Source organism: Paraburkholderia sp. GAS38 (assembly GCF_050434965.1).
Classification (GTDB): Bacteria; Pseudomonadota; Gammaproteobacteria; order Burkholderiales; family Burkholderiaceae; genus Paraburkholderia; species Paraburkholderia phenazinium_A.
This window is the reverse complement of record NZ_JBNDJO010000009.1, coordinates 288,156-312,339: the sequence shown is the minus strand read 5'-3', so window position 1 is coordinate 312,339 and position 24,184 is coordinate 288,156. Positions and strand designations below refer to the sequence as shown.

The window sequence follows — 24,184 nt, the reverse complement described above, 5'->3', positions numbered from 1 at the left end:
CGGTGTGAGCCCGCTTTCTTTGCTTACTTTCTTTGCGGCGGCAAAGAAAGTAAGTGCCGCCCCGCACAGGGGCGAAGCTAATAGACCGATAAGAATGCAAGGAAAGGCCAACACCCGAAGAAAACAGCCAAAACCAAGGCGCCGCAGGCAAAAAACATCAAAGCCTCTGCTCAACAGCCAACGCAAAGATCCTCTTCCACTGCTGGGCTTCGCTTTGACCCCGCATGGGCAGCATCCAGACAGGACACTTAGCATCCCGAACCTTCAGAACAAGCTGAAACCCCTGATCGGCAGCCTCAACGTCAGCGCCCTGAATATCAGCAAAAATATAATCCCCGCGCACACCATGAACATCCACGCTACACAACCTCTTCCCGGCAGCCAGCCGGACCCCACCCCATTCAGCCTTCAATTCATGCGTCCAATCCCCGTCATGAATATTCGCCGCCACCTCGCGCCGGCGCCGCAGCCAATAAACAACCGCCGCCGCCACTAAAGCAGCCACCACCACCGCAGCCCCCACCGCCACACCCAAACCAAATTGCGCCGACAACGCATCAAACGACCACACCGCGCCATAAATCAGCCCGCCGAGCACCGCCAGACCCACAACGATAGGCATCTCGAATCACCCCGCAAAACAAACCGGCCATCAGCGTAGCACGGCGTGTCCGCGGGATCATCAGCAAGAAACTATTGCATCATCCAGTAACCAGCACACCCAGCGCGGTAGCACCACAAACGCAAGACAACCATCCAGCCGCCCGCAAGGCATCAATCACCCCCGCCCTCACTGCGCCTTATGCGTGGCCGCCCACTGCTTCACCGCCTCCAGCGTGTTCTCAACGTGCTTGTCCGGCGACAAACTCGTGTACTCGTAAATGATCTTGCCGTCCGGCGCAATCACATACGACACCCGGTTCGCCATCGAATTGTGCATCGGCATCCCCGCGTCGTAGGCGCCAATCACCTTGGCATCCGCATCGGCCGCGACCGGGAACTTGCTGCGGCATTCGCTAACCGAAAACTTCGTCAACGTGTCAATGTTGTCGTGCGACACCCCAATCACCGTCGCGCCGTACTTCTTGTATTCGTCCACCGCATCCGCGAACTCATGAGCCTCGATCGTGCAACCCTTCGTGAAGGCCGCCGGGTAGAAGTACAGCACCACCGGCCCCTTCTTCAATTCGTCCGCCAGCGTATAGGTGTAAGTCTTGCCGCCGAGCGATGCCTGAGTCGTAAAATCCGGTGCCGTGTCGCCAGGCTTGAGCGTCGCAGACGCCGTCAGTGAATGCAGCGCAAACCCCGCCGACAATACGGTCGCCAGCAATACCGGCATAAACTTTCGTTTCATCTCAAGCTCCTCCAGGCGTTGACGCACGTTGGTCCGTGCAATGAATGAAGTCATGCCCCCGCGTGCCTCCCGCTGACACGTCGAGCCATGACTCATCCGCTATTGGACCACGTCCCGACAAAGCACGCTGGGTCATCCCGCAACCAGGCCCCGGCCAGTGGCATGAACGCCGGTATGACGTACTGCTGGCGCAAGCGTGTCGTCATGCAATGCATATCAAGGGAAGCGGCCGGAGCACGGCCGCGTAAGGGGCCCGCTACTCCATCCCCGCATGCGCGCCGAACCACGCCGCCGCGGACAGGTTCAACTCCGCCAGCACCTCGGGCGTCAGTGCCTCGAAACCGTCCGGCGCCTCCGTGCCGGTAGCAAGCGACGCCGAGTCGGCACGCTCGTCGGCAGCCGAGGCGATCTTCAGCAGCGCGCCCAGCGCCCCACTATGCTCGACGATCGCATCGCGGATCTGCGACGCCAACCCTAGCTTGTCGAGCGCCTCGGCAGGCGTCGTCCCCAGCACCACGTGCACCAGCGAAAAAATCCCGGTCATGAACGCGGCGTCCGCAAAGTCCTCGTCCGACGGACGCAGCCAGCGCGCCGCCAGTTCCATGAAACGCGAGCGGGTGCCGGCCAGTTGCACGAGCGGATCGGAGCGCCACGGCAGGTCGCCGCCGTCCGCATAGAGCAGCAGTTGGGCCCAGCGCGCAATCTGCCGCGTGCCAGTGGCGATAATCGCTTCGCGCAACGAGGCGATATTGCGCCCGAGACCGAACGCGCTCGAATTGACGAGGCGCAACAACTGCACCACGACGTTCGGGTTGAGCTTCAACTCCGCCTCGAGCTCGATAATGCCGGCGTCGCTGGCAAGCAACGCCAGCAGGCGCAGCAGCGCCTGGCGCGACGAGCGGTTGCGCGGCGCGGTCAGCACCTGCGGGCGGGCGAAGAAGTATCCCTGGAACAGATGGAAGCCGAGATCGCGCGCCAGCGCAAAGTCTTCCCGCGTCTCGACCTTCTCGGCAATCAGCGTCTTGCCCTCGGCGCGCACCACAGCGGCCAGCTTCGGCAGGGCCTCGCGGGGTGTCACCAGAAAGTCGATCTTGACGATATCGGTATGCGGCAGCACGGAGCGTAATCCCTCCGTCAGTTCGCTGACGTCGTCGAGCGCCACCTGGAAGCCGGCGCGGCGCAGCTCGCCGAGCCGCCGCACGAGTTGCGCATCGAAACTGACCGTCTCGAGAATTTCGAGCACGAAGCGCTCGGGCGACATCAGATGCACGATGTCGTCGAACAACAGGTCGCGGCCGATGTTCACATAGCCGCGGTGATGTCCAAGCACCGCCGAAACGCCGATCCCGCCGATCGTGCGCGCCACCACCTGAGCGGTCGCCTGCGCATCGTCGCTGACTTCGGCATAGTTGTGCGCACCGGCGCGGAACAGCAGTTCGTAGGCGTTCAGCGCGCCGCTGCGGTCGAGAATCGGCTGGCGTCCCAGATAGACAAAAGGCGCCTCAGCCGCCACCTGAGCGTCCTGGGCGGATTGTGCAAGCACCTTGACGTGCCCGGGCTTGGACCGGGCAGAGAACGGATCAGACATGGCTCATCGGTGCATGAATTCAGAAAGGCTGCTCAACGGACGCGGTTTGCCACGGCCGCTTCGAGGTCAGGCTTGCTATCAATAACGGACAGCCAACCGCGCCACTTTAACTGAATCCGCAAGGCATCGGTCGGGCACCGGAAGCGTCAATCATTACATTGAGTTTTTTTACCGTAACTTTTGCAGTAACCGCTAAAGATTTTGCCAAATAGGTCGTTATCTCGTTCTGATAGGCGGCTTCATACCTCCCGGCCATCCGTGCCGGGCCGGCGGAAGTGAGCCGTACCGCCTGCAGACGAACACAGGTTGCCAGCGAGAAACATGGAAGCGAACAGGATCACCGCGCCCCGCCGGGGCTCCTTGCGCACGGTCATTGACCGGGTCCGTGCGTTAGGCCGCCGCGCGGACGGCTTACCCCAGCCGAGCGCCAGCCGCTCGCCCCTCGAGCAGGCCGTCGGTGCGGTCGACCTGCTGGCCCACGTCGACCGGGAGTTGCACTTCCTCTACGTGTCCGAGGCGAGCCTGCGCTTTATCGGCTACCACCGCGAATATTTGCAAACCATCACCCTGCACGACCTGGTCGCCCCCGCCGACATCGAACGCCTCGACACGCTGCTGGCCCGCGCGTCGGCCACCGGCGGCGTCGAAAAAACCACGCTCGACCTGATCAAGTCGCTGACCTACCCGGTCACCGTCGAGTTGCGCGTCGTGCGCAGCAGCCATAACGGCATCGAAGGCTTCGCAATTGCCGGCTTCGACGTCTCCGCCTGGCGCGCCACCGAAGAGCGCCTCACGCACGCGCTGCATCACGACCGCCTGACGGGCCTCGCCAATCAGTCCGCGCTGGTGCCGGCCCTGCTCGACGCCCAGCAGCAAGCCGACGCGCACGGTACGCCCGCCGCCCTGCTGCTGCTCGACATCGACGATTACCAGCGCGTGAACCGCGCGCTCGGCTACGACGCCGGCGACGAGATGCTGCGCGACACGGCGCGCCGGCTGTCCAATACCGCGACCCAGGGCGAAAAGATCGCCCGGGTGGCGAGCGACGAGTTCGCCATCCTGGTGCCGGCGGCGGCGAGCCGCACCGACGCTGTCGCCGCCGCCGAAGCGCTGGCCCGGCGCCTGCTCACCGCGATCCAGCAACCGTACGTGTTCAAGGGCCAGCAGGTGCACCTGTCGGCGAGCATCGGCATTGCGCTCTATCCCGACGTGCATCACGCCAACGACACCGCCGCGCGCGACAATCACCTGCTGCGCTGGGCCGACCATGCCCTGCTGCAGGCCAAGGCGGCCGGCGGCAACACGCTGGCGTTCTACGTGCCGGACGACAACCCGGCCGACGCCGAACGCCTGAAGCTGGAAGCCGACCTCTACGACGGCGTGCGCAACGGCGAGTTCTCGCTGCACTTCCAGCCCATCACCAGCAGCCAGAGCCACGGCGTGGTGGGAGTCGAGGCGCTGATCCGCTGGCTGCATCCGGTGCATGGACTGGTGCCGCCGTCAATGTTCATTCCGCTCGCGGAGTCCGTCGGCCTCATCAACTACCTCGGCAACTGGGTGCTCAAGATCGCCTGCATGCAGTTGATCCAGTGGGACGCCCGCGGCATCAAGCTCCAGTACGTCGCGGTCAACGTGTCGCCGCAGCAGTTCCGCGACCCGCGTTTCAAGGACAGCGTGCACGAAGCGATCGCGCTGACCGGGATCGACCCGCGCCGCCTCGTGTTCGAGATCACCGAAAGCCTGCTGATGCACGACCCGGCGCATGCCAAGGGGCTGCTCGAAGACCTGACCGCCATGGGCATCCGGTTTGCGGTCGACGACTTCGGCACCGGCTACTCGAGTCTCGCGTACCTGCAACGATTCCCGCTCGCCAAGCTGAAGATCGACCGGAGTTTTGTCGAGAATCTGCTAACCTCCCGGAACGATCAGGCAATCGTTAGCGCGGTCGTCGGTCTTGCGCAGACACTCGACCTGGAACTGGTCGCGGAAGGCGTGGAAACCGAAGCACAGCGCACGCTCCTGACCGAGATGGGATGCGATCATATTCAGGGCTGGCTCGTCTGCAAGGCGTTGCCATCCGAGGAACTGGCGCAGCGCTTCGAGGCGCGCACCTTGCATCTGCACGAAGCGGCCTGATGCAGCCCCGGCAGAACAGGCGTTTGCGCATCGCACACCGGCTTCGCGCCGGTCTGCCACTCACTGGAACAGGTATGGCTTTAGCGGGATTCACATGGTAAAGGCAGCGGTGCTCGACAGGCTCTGGTCTCGAATGAGCGAGCGCGGCGATTTCCCCATGCTGTCGCAATCGCTGCGCACAACCATGGCTGCAATGAACAACGACGATCTCGACTTCTCGGGTCTCGTGCAGGTCGTGCTGTCGGATTTTGCGTTGACCCAGAAGGTGCTGCGTCTCGCCAACTCGGCGATGTACATGGCCTTCGGCGGCAATATCACCACCGTGTCGCGCGCCCTGATGGTGCTCGGCATGGACGCGGTCGGTCACCTCGTGGTCGGCCTGAAGATCGTCGATCACTTCCATCACAGCGTGCCGCGCCGGATCGACGCGAAGCTCGAACTGAACCGCACCCTGCTGTCGGGCTGTGTGGCCCGCAAGCTCACCGAGCGCGGCGACCTGCGCGCCGGCGAAGAAGCGGTGGTCTGCACGCTGATGCGGCAGATCGGCAAGCTGCTGGTGGTGTTCTATCTCGACACCGAGTGGGATCAGATCCGCCGCCAGATCGAAACCAATGTCGACGAAGCGGAGGCCTGCGCCGCCGTGCTCGGCGTCACCTTCGACGAGATCGGCGCGGAAGCCGCGGTGCGCTGGCGCCTGCCGGAGATGATCCGCGCCGGCATGGGCGAGTTCGACCCGCATGACACCGACGAGCCGAAGCAGGTGCTGTGGCTGCGCGCCATCACCAACTACTCCACCGACGTCGCGAGCGTCCTGACCACGCCGAACATGCCCGACTGGCAGCGCGAGGCGCGCATCGCCGAGCTCGCGCTCCGCTACGGCCGGGCCCTGAACACCGACCCGGACGTGCTGGTGGAGATGAGCGTCGCGCTCGCCCGCGAAGAAGACGGCGAAGGCGTGATGCGCGAGATTGTCGAGCTGCGCGCCAACGCCGATGCGATCGCCCGCGAAGCGCTCGACCCCGAGGCGCGCATCAGCGCGGGCGTCGAAGATCTGCGCGCGCTGAAATCCGATAGTGCGCTCTCGGCCGCGCTCGCGCTCGCGTCCGAAACGGTGCATGCGGGTCTCGGCTTCGCGCGCACCGTGATGTTCGTGCGGCACAGCAGCGGCATGTTCAAGGCGCGCATGGGCTTCGGTCCGAAGATCGAGGCTGCGTTGCCGGGTCTGTCGTTCAATACGGCGTTCGAGCCCGACGTGTTTCATCTCGCCATTGCCAACTCGGTGGGCATCTTTATAGAAAATGCCCGCGACCCGAAGATGGTGGCGCGCCTGCCGGAGTGGTTCCGGCGCAGCTTCGCCGATACCCGTTCGTTCGTGCTGCTGCCGGTGATGGGCGAAAATCAGTCGACCGTCGCGCTGCTGTATGGCGACTGGTGCCAGGCCGACGAGGCGCGGCGGATTTCGCAGGGAGAGATGGCGGCCCTGAACGAACTGGCGCGGGAGTTAGGGCGTTTTTTTTCCCACGCGCCGATGCAGGAGATGGAGATGCTGTGAAGGGGTAAGCAGCCCGGTCACCACCGGACTGCAGCGCCGCGCACCGAAACCCGGACGCGGCCCCCTTCGCTGGACTGCCGGAGCGAATCCTCCGGGTCAGTCCTCCGAGATTAATCCTCCCGGGTTAATCCTCGATACGCTCCAAGCCTTTTGCCTCGGCGCTGCGATCTGCAACGCCTGCCCACGCCGCCGCGGCCAGCCCAAGCTCCGCGACTTCGCTCACCGTCAACGGCGCGAGCCGCACGCATGCGGCTTCGATCTCCGTCCACGCCCCGCGCTCGAGCGCATCCACAGCGGACAACAGCAAGCCCAGCACACCTTCGCGGTGCAGGATCGCCGCCTGGATCGGCTTCGACAAGGTCAGCACGTTGAGCGTGTTTTCCAGCGAACCGCCGAACACCGCATCCACGAACGAAAACACCCCGGTCAGGAATGCCGCATCGGCTTCGTCGCGGCCGGCTTCCGGCAGGCGCAGCACGGCCAGTTCCATGAAGCGCGCGCGAGTGGCGGCCAGTTGCAGCAAGGGATCGTCTTCCAGCGCGACCTTGCGGCCGTCCGCATACAGCAGCAGTTGCGTCCAGCGGGCAATCCGGTTCGTGCCGGTTGCGTTGATCGCCTCGCGCAGCGTCGTCACCTTGTGGCCGACCGCGAGGCCGCTCGAATTGGCCAGCTTCATCAGGTGCATCACCAGCACCGGGTTCAGCTTCAGTTCGGCTTCGAGTTGCGCGACCGTCGGGTCGCCGGCCAGCAACTGCAGCAGGTTCAGCAACGCGTGACGCGGCGCACTCACGCGCCGCAGCGTCGCGGTGTGAGCACGGGCAAAGAAATAGCCCTGAAACTTGTCGAAGCCCAGATTGAGCGCGGTTTCGAAATCCGTTTGGGTGTCGATGCCCGCCGCAATCAGCAACTTGCCCGCCGACTTCAGCACGGTGGCGAGCTTCGGCAGCAAGGCCCGCGAGATCTGCGGGAAATCGATCTTCACGCCCTCGGCATACGGCAGCAGACGGGCGAAGGTGTCGTTGGGGATGACCACGGCGTCGAGCACGAAGCGGTAGCGCCGCGCGTGCAGCACGACGATGCGCGCAATCAGGGCATCGTCCACTTCGATATCGGGCTGGATTTCGAACATGAAGCGCTCGGCCGGCACGAGTTCAAGCGCGTCGTCGAACAGCATCTCGCGGCTCACGTCCAGATAACCGGGGTGACCGGCCAGCGCGCCGCGCACACCTGAATTCAGCAATGCGCGGACCACCGACTGCGTCAACGAAGGCACGACGGCGGCGCCTGGTTGCGGTGCCTCGGCGGTATTCGCGTTCGCGTCCGCAGGCCTGGCCGGCGCATGGGCCGCGCCCTCGCCTGCCGGCGCTTCAGGCACGCAATGCAGCTTGAGTTCGAAGCCGCACAACATGCCGTCCCGATCGAGAATCGGCTGACGGGCGAAACAGGCCTTGACTGGTACGCCGTCCGTCCCGCCGGATGTCGCGCCGCCCCGGTTAGGATCGTCGACTTCGTTGCTGGTCATTCCACTCCCCCGATAAGCGCCCTGCGCTCACTGCTGTTTTCTGTTCTGGCATGCGGCGTGATCGCGTCCGAAATTAGACCCGGAACACGGCTGCAAACGCCGTACGACGCCGCTTTACGACGTTTGACAATTTTAGCGCAGGCCGCTGGGCTCAGGCGTGACAAGCCGTCATTTTCCAAAAATATTCAATTCTCAATTCGACGCTGCCGGCAAGCGGCGAATCGACGATACTCTTGTGCAGTGCAGAAGTCAGAAGCGTTCCAACCCGCGTTTAACCACCAAGGAAAAACCATGGATGTCAAAAGCGTGCTGTCCAATGCCTTCGCCATGCCGATTACGAGCCCGGCGTTCCCGATCGGCCCCTACCGGTTCATCAACCGCGAATTTCTGATCATCACCTACCGCACCGACCCGGACAAACTGCGCGCCGTTGTGCCCGAGCCGCTGCAGGTGGGCGAGCCGCTAGTGCATTACGAATTCATCCGCATGCCCGATTCGACCGGCTTCGGCGACTACACGGAGAGCGGCCAGGTGATTCCGGTCTCCTACAACGGTGTCGCCGGCAGCTATACGCTGGCCATGTATCTCGACGACCATCCGCCCATCGCCGGCGGTCGCGAACTGTGGGGCTTTCCGAAGAAGCTTGCCAAGCCGGTACTCGAAGTGCATACCGACACGCTGGTCGGCACGCTCGACTACGGTCCCGTGCGCATCGCCACCGGCACGATGGGCTACAAGCATCGCCAGCTCGATCTCGTGCAGCAGAAGAAGCGTCTGGAAGCGCCGAACTTCCTGCTGAAGGTCGTGCCGCACGTCGACGGTTCGCCGCGCGTCTGCGAACTGGTCCGCTATTACCTGCAGGATATCGACCTCAAGGGCGCATGGACCGGCCCCGCCTCGCTGCAACTTTCGCCCCATGCGCTGGCGCCGGTTGCCGAATTGCCGGTACTCGAGATTGTCGAAGCCCGCCACCTGCTCGCGGATTTGACGCTCGGCCTTGGTGAAGTCGCGTTCGATTATCTGAAGTAGTCTGAATCCGCAAAACGCGGACACATCAAAAGCAGCGGCCGGTGTGCCCATCCGCTGCCGCCGCAAACGAAACCGGCCGCATAAGCGGCCGGCTTCGATCCATCCTGCAGCTTGTGCGCGGCGCATACGCGCGCCGCCTTGCAAGCGGGTCACCTCGTGACGCGTAATGCCTGCATCGTTACTTCAGCACGACCTTGACGCTAAAGTACTTCGCCGCGAAGCGGTCGATCGTACCGTCCGCCTTCAGCTCCTTGAGCGCCTCGTTGAGCGCGTCCTTCAGCGCCTTGTCACCCTTGCGGATACCAAAGCCGACGCCGCCGCCCAGCAGCTTCGCGTCGCTGACCGGCGGGCCGGCGAATTCGAAGCCCGCACCTTGCGGACGGGTCAGGAAGCCCTTCGACGCGGCTTCAGCGTCCTGGAACGCGGCATCCAGACGACCCGAGGCCAGGTCGGCGTAGATCTGGTCCTGCGTCTGATACGGCACGACGTCGACACCGGCCGGCGCCCAGATAGCCTTGGCGTAGGTCTCCTGGATCGTGCCTTGCAGCACGCCCACGTGCTTGCCCTTCAGCGATGCCGGCGTCGGCAGCAGGCCGCTGCCCTTCTTCGCGATCATCTGGTTGGGGATCGTGTAAATCGGATCGGTGAAGTCGATCGCTTCGCGGCGCTGCTCGGTGATGGTCATGTCCGAGTTGATCGCGTTGAACTTGCGGGCCTGCAACGCGGGGATCAGGCCGTCGAACGAGTTCTCGACCCACACGCATTTCGCCTTGAGCTTGGCGCACACCGCATTGCCGATATCGATGTCGAAGCCTTGCAGTTCACCGGCCGGCGTCTTCGATTCGAACGGAGCATAGGACGCTTCGACGCCAAAGCGGATTTCCTTGATGTCGGCTGCCGATGCGCTGCCTGCTGCTGCGGTTGCCGACGCAAAAACTGCCAGCGCGGCCATGTTTCGCCAATTCATTTTCATTCGGTGTCTTCCTCTTCTACTGGTATGAAATCAAACAGAGTTGAATCTGCGCTGCATGACTGCAGCGCCGAAGCTGCGATTCAAACTCACGCGGCCGACGTGGTGCAGCGCAGCCGCCGCGAGGGCGGGATTGTACAGGGTCGGCGGGTGGACGCGGCTCGCTCAGGCAAGCTCAGGCAAGCGCGGCCAGCGTTTCCTCGGTCGTCTCCACCACCAGCAAACCGGCGCGCAAGCCAGGCTTCACAGTGGGATTCGGAAACACGATGCGCTCTTGCGCATGACGCACGGCATAGCGGTACTCACCATCGCGTGCAAGCAAGGTGCCCTGCTCGTACGGCGTGAAATTCGCCACGTCCGCGGCTATCAGCATTTCGAAGGCGTCGCTTTGCTTGGTGATCTGGTCGATCACGGTGAACACGCGTGGCAACGGCACCGCCGCATCGCCTTCGACACCCGCCAGCAGGTGACGCAGCGCCTTGTCCGTCCCCGCGAAACGCGTCAGGTCGTTCTGGCCGAACGGCCGCACCTTACCGAGTTCGAGCGTGCAGGCTTCAGCGCCACACGCATGCGCGGTGAAATGCGAATACGTGTTGCCTTTCGTGGTGTGCAGCAGCACGGCGGCAATGGAGGCATCGCGCAACCATTCGAACATCGCGCGCGACAGCGGCGCACCGGTATGCGGCAGCAGCGCGAACTGCTCGAACACCGAGGCACGGATGGCCGTGTGCATGTCGATATGCCAGCGCGCGCCGGGCGCATACGAGCTGCCGGCGAAGAACTGCGTCGCCGCGCGTTCCAGGGCCACCGCACGCGGCGCTTCGTGACTGTGCGGCACCTGGGCATGCCGGCCGCTGAAGAGGCGGTTCAGGTCGTCGTCGAGATAGCGGCACGCGCCGCGCATCGCCTCGACGTTGCCGAGGATCACCAGCAGACGGCAGACCAGCGTCGCCTGCCCTGCTGCGATATCGCGCACCAGTCGCGAGAGCAATTCGATCGGCGCGGTTTCATCGCCGTGCACGCCGGCCGAAGCGAGCACGCTGCGCACGTCCGCCGCTGCAGCCGCAGCCGGTTCGAGTTGCAGGATGCCGTCGTCCAGCCACGTCCACCGCACGCCGTTGGCGCAGACGCCGTGCGCGTCACCTTCTACCGGACGCGTGCCGGCCAGCGTATACGCGAGAAAATCGCTCAGTAGCGCGCTCATGCCGGCCTCAGCGCTGGAAGTCATACAGCGAACCCAAGCCGAGAATCTGCGTCAGTTCGTCGAGCGCCGTGCGCGATTCGCGCAGCAGGCTCGGATCGGTCAGGTCGGCCGGCGCGAGACGATCGCGGTAGTGCTTTTCGATCCATGCATCGAGGTGGCCGAACAGCGCGTCGTTGATCCATACGCCAGGCGTCACCGCGGCGCGTTCCGCCTCGCTCAGCACCACCCGCAGACGCAGGCACGCCGGGCCGCCGCCATTCTTCATGCTCTCGCGCAGATCGAACACCAGCACGTCGTCGATCGGGCCGCTACGCGAGGTCAGGCTATCCAGATACGCGGCGACGCGCGCGTTCTCGCGGCATTCCTGCGGCACCACCAGCACCTGCTTGCCGTCGGGACGCGTCAGCAACTGGCTGTTGAACAGATACGACGTGACGGCATCCGACACGCTCACTTGCGCGTCCGGCACTTCGATCACGTCGAACTTCGCATCGAGCTGGGTGAGCTTCGCGCGCAGATCGTCGTACACCGCTTTCTGCTCGACGAACGCGAGCTCATGGCAAAACAGCGTGTTGCGATTGCCGACCGCGATCACGTCGTTGTGGAACACGCCTGCGTCGATCACGTCGGGATTTTGCTGCGCGTAGACCGTAGTTGCTTCAGCAAGACCATGACGCTGCGCCACCGCGCGGCTCGCCTCGAAGGTCTGCCGCGCCGGAAAGCGCTTCGGCTCCGGTCCGCGACGATATTCGCTGCGGCCATAAACGAAGAATTCCACGCCACGTGCGCCATATTCCGCGCAGAAGCGCGTGTGATTGGCCGCGCCTTCGTCGCCGAGCGCCGGCGTGCCGGGCAGCGCTTCATGCACGGCGAAACGGTCGCGGTCCGCGAAGATCGCGCGCAGCGTGCCGCGCGTCGATTCGTGTTCGATCGCGCGGTGCAGCTTGCTGCACAGATTGGCCGGCGTGAAATGCACGCGGCCGTCGTGCGTGTCGGCGGAGGGGCTGACCGTGGCCGCATTCGCAGTCCACATCGCCGAGGCGGAACTGGCTGCGGCAAGCAGTTCGGGCGCATCCCTCGCGACCCGTGCGATAACCGTGGCGTCGTCGCCGGAAAAGCCGAGCTCGCGCAACAGACGCATCGACGGCCGCTCCTGCGGCGGCAGCACGCCCTGATGAAAACCGAGGTCGGCAAGCTGCTTCATCTTGCGCAGCCCCTGCTTCGCAGCGGCCTTCGGATTGGCGACGGACTTCTCGTTGTTCTGCGACGCAACGTTGCCGAACGACAGGCCGGCGTAGTTGTGCGTCGGGCCGACGAGCCCGTCGAAATTGGCTTCAGTGGCTTGCATCGTCGATCCTCAGAAATGAAGGCCCGGCGACACGCTCGCGGGCATTTGCAGTTGCGCGCTTTCGACGGAGGCCATCGGATACGCGCAGTAGTCGGCTGCGTAATACGCGCTCGGACGGTTGTTGCCCGAGCGTCCCGTGCCGCCGAACGGCGCCGCGGACGACGCGCCGTTGGTGGGCCGGTTCCAGTTGACGATGCCGGCGCGAATCGCGCGCTGGAAATGCGTCCACAGCGTTTCGTCGTCGGCGAGCAGGCCGGCGGACAGGCCGAATTCGGTGTCGTTGGCCTGCTCGATGGCGTCGTTAAAGTTAGCATAACGGACGATCTGCGCGAGCGGTCCGAAGTGCTCTTCGTCGGGCAGATCCTGCAGGCCGGTGACGTCGAGAATGGCCGGCGTCACAAAGCCGAGTTGCGGGTCGCGCTGCTCCATCGTCAACAGCGACTTCGCACCGGCTTCGAGCAACTGCGCCTGCGCCTGAACGAGGCGTTGCGCGGCACGCGCCGAGATCACCGCGCCCATGAACGGCTGCGGTTCGGCGTTGTATTCGCCCACCGCGATACGTGAGGTCACCTCCGCGAGGCGCTCGATAAAGCGGTCGCCGAACGCGTCGTTCGGCACGAAAATACGGCGTGCGCAGGTGCAGCGCTGCCCCGCCGACAGAAACGCCGACTGGATCGTGTGATGCACGGCGGCATCGAGATCCGCCACCGGTCCGATGACGAGCGGATTGTTGCCGCCCATCTCCAGCGCCAGCACGATCTCCGGACGGCCGCCGAACTGCTTGTGCAGCAGCGTGCCGGTGTCCGAACTGCCGGTGAAGAACAGGCCGTCGATCTGGCGATGATTCGCCAACGCAATGCCGGTATCCTTCTCGCCTTGCACGAGGTTCAGCACGCCCGCCGGCAAGCCGGCTTCGCGCCACACTTCGACGGTCGCACGCGCCACGCCGGGCGCCAGTTCCGACGGCTTGAACACGACCGCGTTGCCCGCAATCAGCGCCGGCACGATGTGCCCGTTCGGCAGATGGCCCGGGAAGTTGTACGGCCCGAACACGGCCACCACACCATGCGGACGATGCCGCAATACCGCCGTGCCGTCGGCCATCGGCGCACGCTTTTCGCCGGTGCGCTCGTTGTAGGCCTGAATCGAAATCTCGACCTTGGCCGCCATCGACGCGACTTCCGTGCGCGCTTCCCAGAGCGGCTTGCCAGTTTCGCGGCCGATCGCTTCGGCCAGCGCTTCCTTGCGCTCGGTCAGCAGCGCGGCGAAGCGGCGCACGATCCCGCAGCGCTCATCGAGGCTCAACGCCGACCACATTGCAAACGCACGGCGCGCGCTGCGCACGGCGCGGTCGACGTCGTCCGCGGAGGCGCTATGACCTTCCCATACCGTCGCGCCCGTACCGGGGTTGCGCGAGGCGAATACGTGTCCTGTGCCGGCGGCCCATTCGCCGTCGATGAAAAGCTCGGTCATGATCATCCTTGTTTGTGTTTCAACGGCAGCACCCGCACCGGGTCGCCTGCCTTCACGTCGAGTGCCGCGGCTTCTTCGGCCGTCAGACGGAACACGCCGTCCTGCGGCACGCCCGCGGCGGCGCCGACGCGGAAATCGCCCAGCGAAGTATTCGACACCAGCGACTTCGGCCCATCCTGCGGCGCGGGCGCGGCGCCCGGCGCGAGGATCTCGACCGGCACCACCACGCTCTCGCGCACCGTGCGCAAGTCGGCGATATGGCATTCCAGCACCGGACCCGCATCGAAGATATCGACGTGGTTCTCGTAGCGCAGTCCTTCGGATTCGAGCATGCGGCGCGCGGGAATCGTGTCGTTATGCGTGAGGCCCACGCAGTCCTGCGCCTCCTGCGGCAACAGTTCGACATAGACCGGATAGCGCGGCATCAGCTCGGCGAGGAAGGCCTTGCGGCCATGCGAGCTCAGATAATCCGCGGCGTTGAAATCGATCTGGTAGAAATGCGAACCGACCGCGCGCCAGAACGGCGAGGTGCCATTGGCATCGAAGTGGCCGCGCAACTCCGCACACAGACGCTGCGGAAACCGCTCGCGGAACTGCGCGAGGAACATGAAACGCGAGCGCGACAGCAGACCGCCCACCCCGCTCGTGCGATAGCGCGGGCTCAGGAACAGCGAGCACACTTCGGCATAGCCGGTCAGATCGTGCGAAATGTTGAGCGCGCGCATCCGTGTCCAGATGCCGAGGTCCTGGCTCGCATGCACGACCGTGCTCACGCGATAGTTGTAGAACGGCTGCTCCAGGCCCACCGCGGTTTCAATGCCGCACACGCCCGCCACGTCGCCGGTTGCCGTATCTTCCATCACGAAGAAATAGCCGGCTTCATGCGGCTCGGCCTGGTCTTCCATCGTGCGGCGCGAGCGCGCGACGCGCGCCGCGAGCGCATCGCGATCCGGCTTGAAGGTGGTGAGACCGGGACCGGTCTCCTGAGCGAGCGCGACGAGCGCGTCCACATCGCCCGTCTGCACGACGCGAACGACGATCATTGTGCTTCTCCCGAAAGGTCATCCGGCTGTGCTTCCTGCCGATGCAGCGGCACGCAGCGCACCGCGTCGCCGTCCTGCACGCCGAGCGCCGCGCGCACGGCTTGCGGCAAGGGTGCGCCGCCCTTCTTCTCAGCAGGCAGATCGGCCAGCACGCAGCGGAACTCGCCCGTGCGGTTGCTGGCGATCAGATAAGTGGCGCCAAGCTGGGCGCCGCCGGCCTCATGCACCGCACGCGTTTCGTTGCGCGTGACACAGGCGCTGCGGTCGATCTGCGCCGTCAGCACCGGACCCGCATCGAAGATATCGACGAAGCGGTCCGTCTCGAAGCCTTCTTCGAGGTGGATCTCATACGCGAGCAAGGCCTTTTCATCCGGCTCGCCCAGCACGCGCTGCGCCGACTCCGGCAGCAGCGGTACGTAGACCGGATAGCTCGGCATCACTTCGGCGATAAAGGTGCGGCTGCGGCCGCCCGATTCGATTTCGATGTCGGCAAAGTTGCGGCCGAAAAACTTGCGGCCCACCGCTTCCCAGAACGGCGACACGCCCTCGTCGTCCGTCACGCCCAGCAGCAGCGAGAACACCTCGGAGGTGAAGCGCTTGCGATTCGCGGCGATATACATCATGCGAGCGCGCGACATCAGATGCGCGGCGGCGTCGCCACGCAGCGACGGGTCGATATAGAAACCGGCCAGCCGGCTCTTGCCGGTGAGTTCGTGCGACATGGTCAGCGCGTGAATCTTGCGGTTCACATGCAGCTCGCGCGAGGCATGAATCAGCGCGTCGTTGCGAAACGCGTAGAACGGTTCCGAGTAACCGGCGGCCGCGACGATGCTCGCGGTGCCCAGCAACTTGCCGGTCTCGCTGTCTTCGAGCACGAACAGATAGAACTCCTCGCCCGGAAAATCGACTTCCGCGCGAAACGAATCTTCCGACAGCGCGACGCGCGCTTCGAGGGCACGGCGGTCATGCGGCAGCGAGTGCAGCACGGGTTGAGCCGTGCGCGCCATGTGTTCGAGCGCATCGAGATCGGCGAGGCGGCCGGGGCGTACGAAGAGCATCGTCGTTCCAGTGGTGAGTGAGGGTTCAAGCGGTGAAGCAAGCATTGATACCTACGCGGCGTGATGCGGCGCGCTGTTCGCCGGGCACAGCACGCCGCTCGCCGCGCATCAGCGTGCCGGCGCGTCAGCCGTGGCGCCGACCACCGCTTCGATCGCCTTCGCGAGTCGCGCGAAGCCTTCGTTCATATCGTCGAGCGGCATGATCAGCGAGGGCACGAAGCGCACCACGTCCGGACCGGCCATCAGCATGATCACGCCATGTTGTCCGGCGGCAGTGACGAAATCCTTCGCACGGCCCTTGAACGCATCGGTCAACTCCGCGCCGATCAACAGCCCCTTGCCGCGCACTTCCTTGAAGATGCCGAAGCGCTCGTTGAGCTTCGCAAGATGGTCCTTCAGCGCGACACTGCGCGAACGCACGCCTTCGAGGAGCTTCGGATCGCTGATCAGTTCGACCACCTTCTCCGCGATGGCGGCGCCGAGCGGATTGCCGCCGTACGTGGTGCCGTGCACGCCCACCTTGAAGTGCGCCGCGAGCGCCTCAGTGGTCAGCATGGCGCCGATCGGGAAACCGTTGCCGAGCGCCTTCGCGGTGGTCAGGATGTCCGGCGTCACGCCCGTGTCCTCGTACGCGTAGAAATAGCCGCTGCGGCCCACACCCGTTTGTACCTCGTCAAAAATCAGCAGTGCGCCGTGCTGGTCGCAGGCTTCGCGCAACGCCTTGAGGAAGGCCGGGTCCGCCGGAATCACGCCGCCTTCGCCCTGGATCGGCTCCACGATCACGGCACAGGTTTTCGCGCCGATCGCCTTGCGGGCCGCTTCGGTATCGTTGTACGGCAGGTGCACGATGCCTTGCGGCACCGGACCGAAGCCTTCCGAGTACTTCGGCTGGCCGCCGACGCTCACGGTAAAGAACGTGCGGCCGTGGAACGACTGCGTGAACGAGATGATTTCGTCCTTCTCGACGCCATGACGGTCGAAGGCGACACGGCGCGCCAGCTTCAGCGCGGCTTCGTTGGCTTCGGCGCCGGAGTTGGCGAAGAACGCGCGGTCGGCGAAGGTCAGCGCTTCGAGGCGTTTGGCGAGGCGCAGCACCGGTTCGTTGGTGTAACCGTTACCGATGTGCCACAGCTTGCCGCCCTGCTCGGCCAGCACCTTCAGCAGTTCGGGGTGAGCATGGCCGAGCGCCGTGACGGCGATGCCGCCGGCGAAGTCGATATAGTCGCGGCCCTGCGTATCCCAGACGCGCGACCCGAGACCGCGGTCCGGCACGAAGGCGGCGGGCGAGAACACCGGCACCATCACTTCGTCGAAGGTCTGGCGTGTCACAGTCAGGTCGTGGTCGTTCATGGCAAGTCCTCGTTACAGGTAACAGGTAGTACCGTTAGTTTAGGAAACCCCGCGCGAAACGTCTTGCGCATACGCGACGGGTTCTATCGGGCTTGTCGCCGCGGGCGGCCGTAGCCGGCGCCGCAGGCGGCTAGCGCTCCGTTTCATCGGGGCGTTCGATCAACGCGGCCGGGCGCGGCTCGCTCGCCGCGCCGCCGGTCGCGCCGGTTTGTTTTTCGATCCAGTTGCGGCGGTCCTCGCGCGGCGTCACACCAAAACGCTCGCGATAAGCGTTAGAAAAGTGCGCCGCCGACGAAAACCCGCACGCCAGACTGATCTGCACCACGGATTTGCTGGTGCGCTGCAGTTGCGTGCGCGCCTTCGAGAGCCGCAGCCCCAGGTAGTACTTCGACGGCATCGAGCCGAGATACTGGCGAAACAGCCGCTCGAGCTGGCGCCGCGACACGCCGACCAGACCGGCGATTTCGTCGCTGGTCAACGGGTCTTCGATATTCGCTTCCATCAGCAGCAACGCGTCGTTCAGGCGTGGATGGCGCTCGCCCGGCGCGGTGACGAACGGAATCCGCTGACGCTCTTCGCCGGCGCGCAGCACACCGACGCCGAGCGTATCGGCGATGCGGTCGGCCAGTTCGGGACCGTGGTCGCGCGCGATCATCGCCAGCATGAAGTCGACGGTCGCCTGGCCGCCCGCACAGGTGGCGCGATCGCGGTCGATTTCGAAGATCTGCTGGGTGACGATCGAGCGTTCGAACTGCTCGGAGAACTGCTGGTAGGTTTCCCAGTTGACGCTCACGCGATAGCCGGACAGTTGCCCCGCCATCGCGAGCCACCAGACCCCATGGTGGATGCCGGTGACGAGCGGCGTGCGCTGACCGACCCGCGAAAGGCTCGCGAGAAACAGCCGGTAGTCGGCAAACTGCTGGAAGCGCTCGCTGACGACGATCAGCCAGTCGCACGCAATGGCGTCGCCGAACGCGGCATCCGCGGGCCATTGCGCGCCGCCCGCCAGTTGCACGGGCCGGCCGTCCCACGAGCACACCTGCCAGCGGTACAGCGCGCGGCCGTCGATCTCATTGGCGAGATTGAGCGCATCGACAATCGGCCCGACGCCCGACATCGACACCGGCGGCAATGCGACGATGGCTACCTGGGCGGTGCGGGTCGGACTGGGCGTGCGGGCCATCAGTGGCGTGCCATGCGGGGCGGCGGCGAACGCGTTACTTGAGGCTGCCGGAGAGGAACTGCTTGAGACGTTCGCTGCGCGGCGCGCTGAGCACCTCGGCGGGCACGCCCTCTTCCTCGGTACGCCCCTGATGCAGGAACATCACATGATTCGACACGTTGCGCGCGAAACCCATTTCGTGGGTGACGACGATCATCGTGCGGCCTTCCTCGGCGAGCTTCTGCATCACCTTCAGCACTTCGCCGACCAGTTCCGGGTCGAGCGCCGAGGTGGGTTCGTCGAACAGCATCACGTCCGGATTCATGGCCAGCGCACGGGCAATCGCCACGCGCTGCTGCTGGCCGCCCGAGAGATGCGACGGATACTGCTTCTCCAGGCGCGGCGCGAGACCGACCTTCTCGAGATATTCGCGGGCCCGCTCTTCGGCTTCGCGGCGCGACAGGCCGAGCACATGAATCGGCGCCTCGACGATGTTCTCGATCACGTTCATGTGCGCCCACAAGTTGAAGTGCTGGAACACCATCGCGAGCTTCGTGCGAATGCGCTGCAACTGCTTGTGGTCGGCCACTTCGAGGTTGCCCTGACGGTCTGCCCTGGTGCGCACCGCTTCGCCATCCACGACGATCTGCCCGGCGTTCGGCCGTTCCAGAAAGTTGATGCAGCGCAGGAACGTGCTCTTGCCCGACCCGCTCGCGCCGATGATGCTGATCACGTCGCCCTTGTTGGCGTTCAGCGACACGCCCTTGAGCACTTCGTTATCGCCATAGCGCTTGTGGATGTCCTGCACGGCGAGCTTGCAGGCTTCAGTTTGAGTCGTGTGGAGCAAGTGGCTCTCCCAAGGTGAATGCAGACCGTCGTGTCGCCACGGTGACGGGGACGACGGGGTGAACCGCAGCAGGACCGCGCCGCTCAATGCGGCCGCGCGGCCAGATACGCCAGCCAGTGCCGCTCGGCGCGCCGGAACAGCGCCACCAGCGCGAACGATACAACAAGATAGATCAGCGCCGCGATGCCGAACGCGCTGAACGAGTCGTAGGTGGCCGAATTGGCGTCGCGCGCCACCTTAAGGATGTCCGGCACGGTCGCCGTGAAGGCCACGGTGGTGGCGTGCAGCATCAGGATCACTTCGTTACTGTACAACGGCAGGGCACGGCGCAAGGCTGACGGCAGGATGATGCGGCGATACATGGTGAACCAGCTCATCCCGTAAGCGCGGGCCGCCTCCACTTCACCATGCGAGGTCGAACGGATCGCCCCGGCGAAAATCTCGGTCGTATAGGCGCAGGTGTTCAGCGCGAACGCGAGAATAGCGCAATGGAAACCGCTGCGGAAGAACGCGTCGAGCACCTGATGCGAGCGCACGAACTCGAGGCTGTACATGCCGGTATAGATCAGCAGCAATTGCACGTACAGCGGCGTGCCGCGAAACACGTAGGTGTAGAAACGCACCGGCATCGACAGCCAGCGTTTCTTCGACACGCGCGCCACCGCCAGCGGAATCGCGCACACAAAGCCAATGCCGATCGACGCCACCAGCAGCCACAAGGTCACCGCGAGGCCGGAGAGACGCTGGCCGTCCCAGTAGAGGAAGGCCCGGCCGAATTGGGAAAGGATTTCGATCATGGTCTTCTCAAAGCTCCGCGTGCCGTACGCCAATCGAATAGCGCTTCTCCAGCCAGATCAGCACGAGGTTCGACATCGTCGTGATGGCGAGGTAGATCAGCGCGGCGATCAGGATGAAGAAAAACATGTTGAAGGTGCTCTTGCCGGCGTCCTGGGCCGCCTTGACGACGTCGGCGAGACCGATGATCGACACCAGCGCGGTGGCCTTCACCAGCACCTGCCAGTTGTTGCCGATGCCCGGCAGCGCGAAACGCATCATCTGCGGAAACAGGATGCGGGTGAACACGCGCGCCCCGCTCATGCCGTAGGCGGCGCCCGCTTCGAGCTGGCCGCGCGGCACCGCGAGGAAAGCGCCGCGAAACGTTTCGGTGAAGTACGCGCCGTAAATGAAGCCGAGCGTGATCACGCCGGCCACGAACGGATCGATGTCGAACTGCGGCAGATTCAGCGCGTCGGTCACGTTGTTGACCGCGATCTGGATGCTGTAGAACAGCAGCAGCATCAGCACGAGATCGGGCACCGAGCGGATCAGCGTCGTATAGGCCGTGCCGAGCATGCGCAGCGGCCGGTTCAGCGAGAGCTTCGCCGCCGCACCGGCCAGCCCGAGCAGGACCGCAGCCGCTAGCGACAACACCGACAGCTCGATGGTCTGGATCGTACCGGCGAGCAGCACCGGACCAAAGCCGTAAAGGAACACGTTTGTCTCCATCCAGGTTTGCAAGGGGGCGGGCCGCGCACGCTTCACGCGACCGTTGCAGGCCATCCGGCAGGCATGGCGCGGATACTCGCAAGCGAAAATGATTTGCTCAAACAGGCGACCGGCGGCGTGTTGCAACGCAGCATTGGACGATTCCGCCGGCTGACGGCGCGAGACCCCTGTTTTAGCGGGTGATATGCGTTTGTAAGGGCTGCGTGCGACAGCTCTGCGCGCCGCGATTTAGCATGTTTCGGGTCGCTTTTTCGATAGACCGCGCGGCGCGCGCTGCCGTGGGTTTTGCCGTCACGACCAGGGCAAACCCCGCTACACTGCGGGGACGCGGGGTGCTTGAGCCGCGCCGGATGGCGAGCCGGCAGCCCATTTTGCCGTGCGATCGCACACGCTTTCTTTACCGAGGACCTGGTGTATGACCTCCCGCTACGACTCCGCGACGCTCGACGCCTATTCGAAGGACGCCGCCCGCTACAGCCAGGAATGGCTCGACCAGCCGCCGCCCAACGACCTTTACGCGCTGCTGGAAACGCATCTGGTGCCGCGCGGCTCGACCGCCGAGATCGGCTGCGGCAACGGACGCGACGCAGCGTGGCTCGCCGCGCACGATTATCTCGTCAGCGGCTTCGATGCCTCGCCCGCCCTGCTGGCCGAAGCGCGCCGCCTGCATCCGCAGATCGTGTTTCGCGAGGCCACCCTGCCGGCGCTCGCGGAGATCGAGGAGCGCTTCGATAACGTCGTCTGCGAGACGGTGATCATGCACTTGCCGGCCGAGGCGATTCCGTTGGCCGTCGATAACCTGCGGCGCCTTCTGCGGCCCAATGGCGTGCTGTATCTGTCGTGGCGCGTGACCGAGGGCGAGGACAAGCGCCAGGCCGATGGCCGCCTTTACGCGGCGTTCGAACCGCAGGTGGTGGTGGACGCGCTGGTCGATTGCGCGATTCTGCTGTTCGAAGACGTGACGAGCGAAAGCTCGGGCAAGCGGATTTGCCGGGTAATCGCGTCGAAGAATGCGGGCGGGGGTTAAGGGCGGCGCACGCAGCCGTCCTTAAGTAACGCTTACTCGAGGGGCTCGCCCGAGCGGCCTACTCGATCCCGAGGCGCGCGCGAATCGCCGGCAGCATGTGCTCCACCGCCGCGCGACCTTCCGCGATGGCAGGCGCCGCGCGGTGGAAATCGAAAATCCCCATGCCGCCCAGGCGCGGCTGAATCAGGATGTCGGCGGGCTCACCCGCGAGCCGGCTGCGCGTGATGCGCACCTGCATGATGTCGATGCTCTGCGCGACCGAACTCAGCATTGACGGCACGCGCGCGCTCGGCTCCGGCGCCACGCGCACGTCGTTCGATACGACGTCGTCGGCCGGCGCGAGCCAGCGCGGCCACGGCTTGCCGTTCTTGCGCAGCGTGCCGGGCGGCGGCGCATCCGGATCGAGCGCCGGCGCCGCGGCGGTGATGCCGCCGAAGTCGCGGCCGTTGAGAATATCGTTGTTCAGGTCCACGGCGATCACGCAATCGGCGCGCATGCCGCGCGCCACCGACACCGGCACCGGATTGCTCAGGCCGCCATCCACGAGCCACACGCCGTTGTGCCAGACCGGCGTGAAGATACCCGGAATCGCAATCGACGCCCGTACCGCATCCACCACACTGCCGTCCTGCAACCAGGTCTCGCGGCCCGAATCGAGTTCGGTCGCCACCGCCGCAAACGGCATCTGCAACTCACTGATCTCGCGGCCGTTGAACTGGTTGGCGAACACCTGGATCACCTTGCGGCCGCCCAGCAGGCCACCGGAAATGCGCAGGTCGAGCAGGCGCACCACCGTCTGCCAGGTCAGGCGCGACACCCATTCCTCGAGCCAGTCGAGATCGCCGTTCGCATAGACCGCCGCGACCAGTGCGCCGATCGAGGTGCCGCACACCACGTCGGGCTTGATGCCGGCGTCATGCAGCGCGCGAATCGCGCCGATATGCGCCCAGCCCCGCGCGGCGCCGCCGCCCAGGACGAGACCAATGCGCGAATGAGGGCGTCGTCGCAGCATGTTTTTCTCCTTATCGTCCGCGTATCACGTCTGAACGCGATGTCGTATAGACCTTGTGAAACGCATCGAAGTGCACATTGAAGATGCCCTCTTCGGTCACGCCGCCTTCGCGCCACTTCCAGCTCCAGACGGTTTCCGGTTTGAGCGGAAACACGGCGACCTGCCCCGGCTTGCCGAGCAGCCGCCGCACTTCGTCTTCGCTCATGCCCATCTGGACTTTGGCGAAATTGGCCGCGGTCAGCACCTGGGTGATGGCTTGCAGCTTGCCGTCGCGGTCGATGTCGACCATGTAGGTATTGAGCCCTTGCGGCCCGCGCGGATATTCGAAGCGTTTGGAGCCGTCGGTGAAGGTGCGCTCGGTTTCGGGCGTGCCCATCTGGCTGCGAATCTGCGCTTCCGTCGTGACGCCGGGCGTGAGGCCTTTCAACAACAACGCGTCCGGTTTGACGGCATTGAAGAATTCCTTGAGTTTTTGCACAGCACGTTGGCCCTGTTGGTCGTCGCACCCCGCCAGCGCAAGCGATGCGGCCAGCATGGCGACGGTAAACAAGCGGAAGCTCGAAGCCATCTGTCGTTTCGGGGTCAAGTCCGTTTGATGAAGGTTGGACGACAGGATAGCAAAACCGCAGGCGCGCACGCAGCGAGGCGGGCGGCGGTGCGCGAACGGGCAACGGGATCGGAGAACGGCAGCACGGTGACGACGCAGTGCAATGCGCCGTTCGTGCTACAGGGGAGGCAACGGGAACCAGCCGTTAGAGACTGCACACGGCTGATGGTGGAAAGCAGACGGCCTGCGACGGCGGGCCCATGACGAACGACCTGAAACCGACGACACGCAGCGGTCCGGCTCCGAACGAAGCAATCGGCCGCCGACGGCCGCCGATCATGCGCTCTCGCCCGGGACAAACCGCTGCACACGGCCGTCTGGTCCCTCGACTATCTTGCCCAGGTGCCGATAATTTAGACGCATTGCGCGGATTAGGCGAGCCAGCGTTTACACCGA

At 64.7% G+C, this 24,184-nt stretch carries 21 protein-coding genes; 4 read left to right on the top strand and 17 right to left on the bottom strand.

Features of this window, described 5'->3' with window-relative positions; genetic code table 11:
- Nucleotides 1-157: 157 nt before the first annotated feature.
- The 3 genes from P3T42_RS22285 to P3T42_RS22275 all read right to left on the bottom strand — a co-directional run bounded on the left by P3T42_RS22285 (nt 158) and on the right by P3T42_RS22275 (nt 2,942).
- Complete coding sequence (locus P3T42_RS22285) at nt 158-622, bottom strand: hypothetical protein (RefSeq protein ID WP_429307268.1); 465 nt, start codon at nt 620-622, stop codon at nt 158-160.
- A 168-nt stretch (nt 623-790) separates the two neighbouring features.
- Complete coding sequence (locus tag P3T42_RS22280) at nt 791-1,354, bottom strand: peroxiredoxin (RefSeq protein ID WP_074298063.1); 564 nt, start codon at nt 1,352-1,354, stop codon at nt 791-793.
- A 256-nt stretch (nt 1,355-1,610) separates the two neighbouring features.
- Entirely contained in the window at nt 1,611-2,942 is a 1,332-nt protein-coding gene (locus P3T42_RS22275) for an EAL and HDOD domain-containing protein (RefSeq protein ID WP_429307267.1), read from the bottom strand.
- A 321-nt stretch (nt 2,943-3,263) separates the two neighbouring features.
- On the opposite strand from P3T42_RS22275, the gene P3T42_RS22270 reads away from it, so the two are divergent.
- Both P3T42_RS22270 and P3T42_RS22265 read left to right on the top strand, forming a co-directional pair.
- The gene (locus P3T42_RS22270) at nt 3,264-5,078 is read left to right on the top strand and encodes a putative bifunctional diguanylate cyclase/phosphodiesterase (RefSeq protein WP_074298059.1); all 1,815 of its coding nucleotides are present in this window, start codon (nt 3,264-3,266) and stop codon (nt 5,076-5,078) included.
- A 94-nt stretch (nt 5,079-5,172) separates the two neighbouring features.
- Entirely contained in the window at nt 5,173-6,630 is a 1,458-nt protein-coding gene (locus tag P3T42_RS22265) for an HDOD domain-containing protein (protein ID WP_074298057.1), read from the top strand.
- 124 nt (nt 6,631-6,754) lie between these two features.
- Here the strand turns inward: P3T42_RS22265 and P3T42_RS22260 are convergent, their stop codons facing one another.
- Complete coding sequence (locus P3T42_RS22260; RefSeq protein WP_429307266.1) at nt 6,755-8,152, bottom strand: EAL and HDOD domain-containing protein; 1,398 nt, start codon at nt 8,150-8,152, stop codon at nt 6,755-6,757.
- A 291-nt stretch (nt 8,153-8,443) separates the two neighbouring features.
- On the opposite strand from P3T42_RS22260, the gene P3T42_RS22255 reads away from it, so the two are divergent.
- A complete protein-coding gene (locus tag P3T42_RS22255) occupies nt 8,444-9,181 on the top strand; it encodes an acetoacetate decarboxylase (RefSeq protein WP_074298053.1) in 738 nt (245 codons plus the stop codon).
- Nucleotides 9,182-9,359: 178 nt separating this feature from the next.
- Here the strand turns inward: P3T42_RS22255 and P3T42_RS22250 are convergent, their stop codons facing one another.
- The 11 genes from P3T42_RS22250 to P3T42_RS22200 all read right to left on the bottom strand — a co-directional run bounded on the left by P3T42_RS22250 (nt 9,360) and on the right by P3T42_RS22200 (nt 21,130).
- Nucleotides 9,360-10,154: an ABC transporter substrate-binding protein gene (locus tag P3T42_RS22250; RefSeq protein WP_074298051.1), complete on the bottom strand. Its 795-nt coding sequence runs from the start codon at nt 10,152-10,154 to the stop codon at nt 9,360-9,362.
- A gap of 172 nt (nt 10,155-10,326) precedes the next feature.
- Nucleotides 10,327-11,379 carry a succinylglutamate desuccinylase gene (gene astE / locus P3T42_RS22245; RefSeq protein WP_429307265.1) on the bottom strand — a complete coding sequence of 351 codons (1,053 nt, stop codon included), beginning with the start codon at nt 11,377-11,379 and terminating at the stop codon, nt 10,327-10,329.
- Nucleotides 11,363-12,703: an N-succinylarginine dihydrolase gene (gene astB, locus P3T42_RS22240; protein WP_074298047.1), complete on the bottom strand. Its 1,341-nt coding sequence runs from the start codon at nt 12,701-12,703 to the stop codon at nt 11,363-11,365. The genes astE and astB overlap by 17 nt, the downstream gene beginning before the upstream one ends.
- Before the next feature lie 9 nt (nt 12,704-12,712).
- Nucleotides 12,713-14,176 (bottom strand): succinylglutamate-semialdehyde dehydrogenase, encoded by a 1,464-nt coding sequence (gene astD, locus P3T42_RS22235; RefSeq protein WP_429307264.1) that lies wholly within the window; start codon nt 14,174-14,176, stop codon nt 12,713-12,715.
- A gap of 2 nt (nt 14,177-14,178) precedes the next feature.
- Nucleotides 14,179-15,219 (bottom strand): arginine N-succinyltransferase, encoded by a 1,041-nt coding sequence (gene astA / locus P3T42_RS22230; RefSeq protein ID WP_429307263.1) that lies wholly within the window; start codon nt 15,217-15,219, stop codon nt 14,179-14,181.
- On the bottom strand, nt 15,216-16,277 hold the full coding sequence (gene aruF / locus P3T42_RS22225; RefSeq protein WP_429307262.1) for an arginine/ornithine succinyltransferase subunit alpha: 1,062 nt from the start codon (nt 16,275-16,277) through the stop codon (nt 15,216-15,218). The genes astA and aruF overlap by 4 nt, the downstream gene beginning before the upstream one ends.
- 108 nt (nt 16,278-16,385) lie before the next feature.
- Nucleotides 16,386-17,627, bottom strand: a complete 1,242-nt coding sequence (locus tag P3T42_RS22220; protein WP_429307261.1) for an aspartate aminotransferase family protein — start codon at nt 17,625-17,627, stop codon at nt 16,386-16,388.
- 130 nt (nt 17,628-17,757) lie between these two features.
- Nucleotides 17,758-18,810: a GlxA family transcriptional regulator gene (locus tag P3T42_RS22215; RefSeq protein ID WP_074298041.1), complete on the bottom strand. Its 1,053-nt coding sequence runs from the start codon at nt 18,808-18,810 to the stop codon at nt 17,758-17,760.
- Between the two features lie 34 nt (nt 18,811-18,844).
- A complete protein-coding gene (locus tag P3T42_RS22210; RefSeq protein ID WP_074298039.1) occupies nt 18,845-19,636 on the bottom strand; it encodes an ABC transporter ATP-binding protein in 792 nt (263 codons plus the stop codon).
- Between the two features lie 83 nt (nt 19,637-19,719).
- The gene (locus P3T42_RS22205) at nt 19,720-20,433 is read right to left on the bottom strand and encodes an ABC transporter permease (RefSeq protein WP_074301570.1); all 714 of its coding nucleotides are present in this window, start codon (nt 20,431-20,433) and stop codon (nt 19,720-19,722) included.
- Between the two features lie 7 nt (nt 20,434-20,440).
- Complete coding sequence (locus tag P3T42_RS22200) at nt 20,441-21,130, bottom strand: ABC transporter permease (protein ID WP_429307260.1); 690 nt, start codon at nt 21,128-21,130, stop codon at nt 20,441-20,443.
- Between the two features lie 427 nt (nt 21,131-21,557).
- Here P3T42_RS22200 and P3T42_RS22195 point away from each other — a divergent pair, with 427 nt between their 5' ends.
- A complete protein-coding gene (locus P3T42_RS22195) occupies nt 21,558-22,169 on the top strand; it encodes a class I SAM-dependent methyltransferase (protein ID WP_429307259.1) in 612 nt (203 codons plus the stop codon).
- Nucleotides 22,170-22,227: 58 nt separating this feature from the next.
- Here the strand turns inward: P3T42_RS22195 and P3T42_RS22190 are convergent, their stop codons facing one another.
- Together P3T42_RS22190 and P3T42_RS22185 are read right to left on the bottom strand one after the other, a co-directional pair.
- Nucleotides 22,228-23,181 carry a patatin-like phospholipase family protein gene (locus P3T42_RS22190; protein ID WP_074298036.1) on the bottom strand — a complete coding sequence of 318 codons (954 nt, stop codon included), beginning with the start codon at nt 23,179-23,181 and terminating at the stop codon, nt 22,228-22,230.
- 10 nt (nt 23,182-23,191) lie between these two features.
- Nucleotides 23,192-23,749, bottom strand: a complete 558-nt coding sequence (locus P3T42_RS22185; protein ID WP_074298034.1) for a hypothetical protein — start codon at nt 23,747-23,749, stop codon at nt 23,192-23,194.
- Nucleotides 23,750-24,184: the final 435 nt, after the last annotated feature.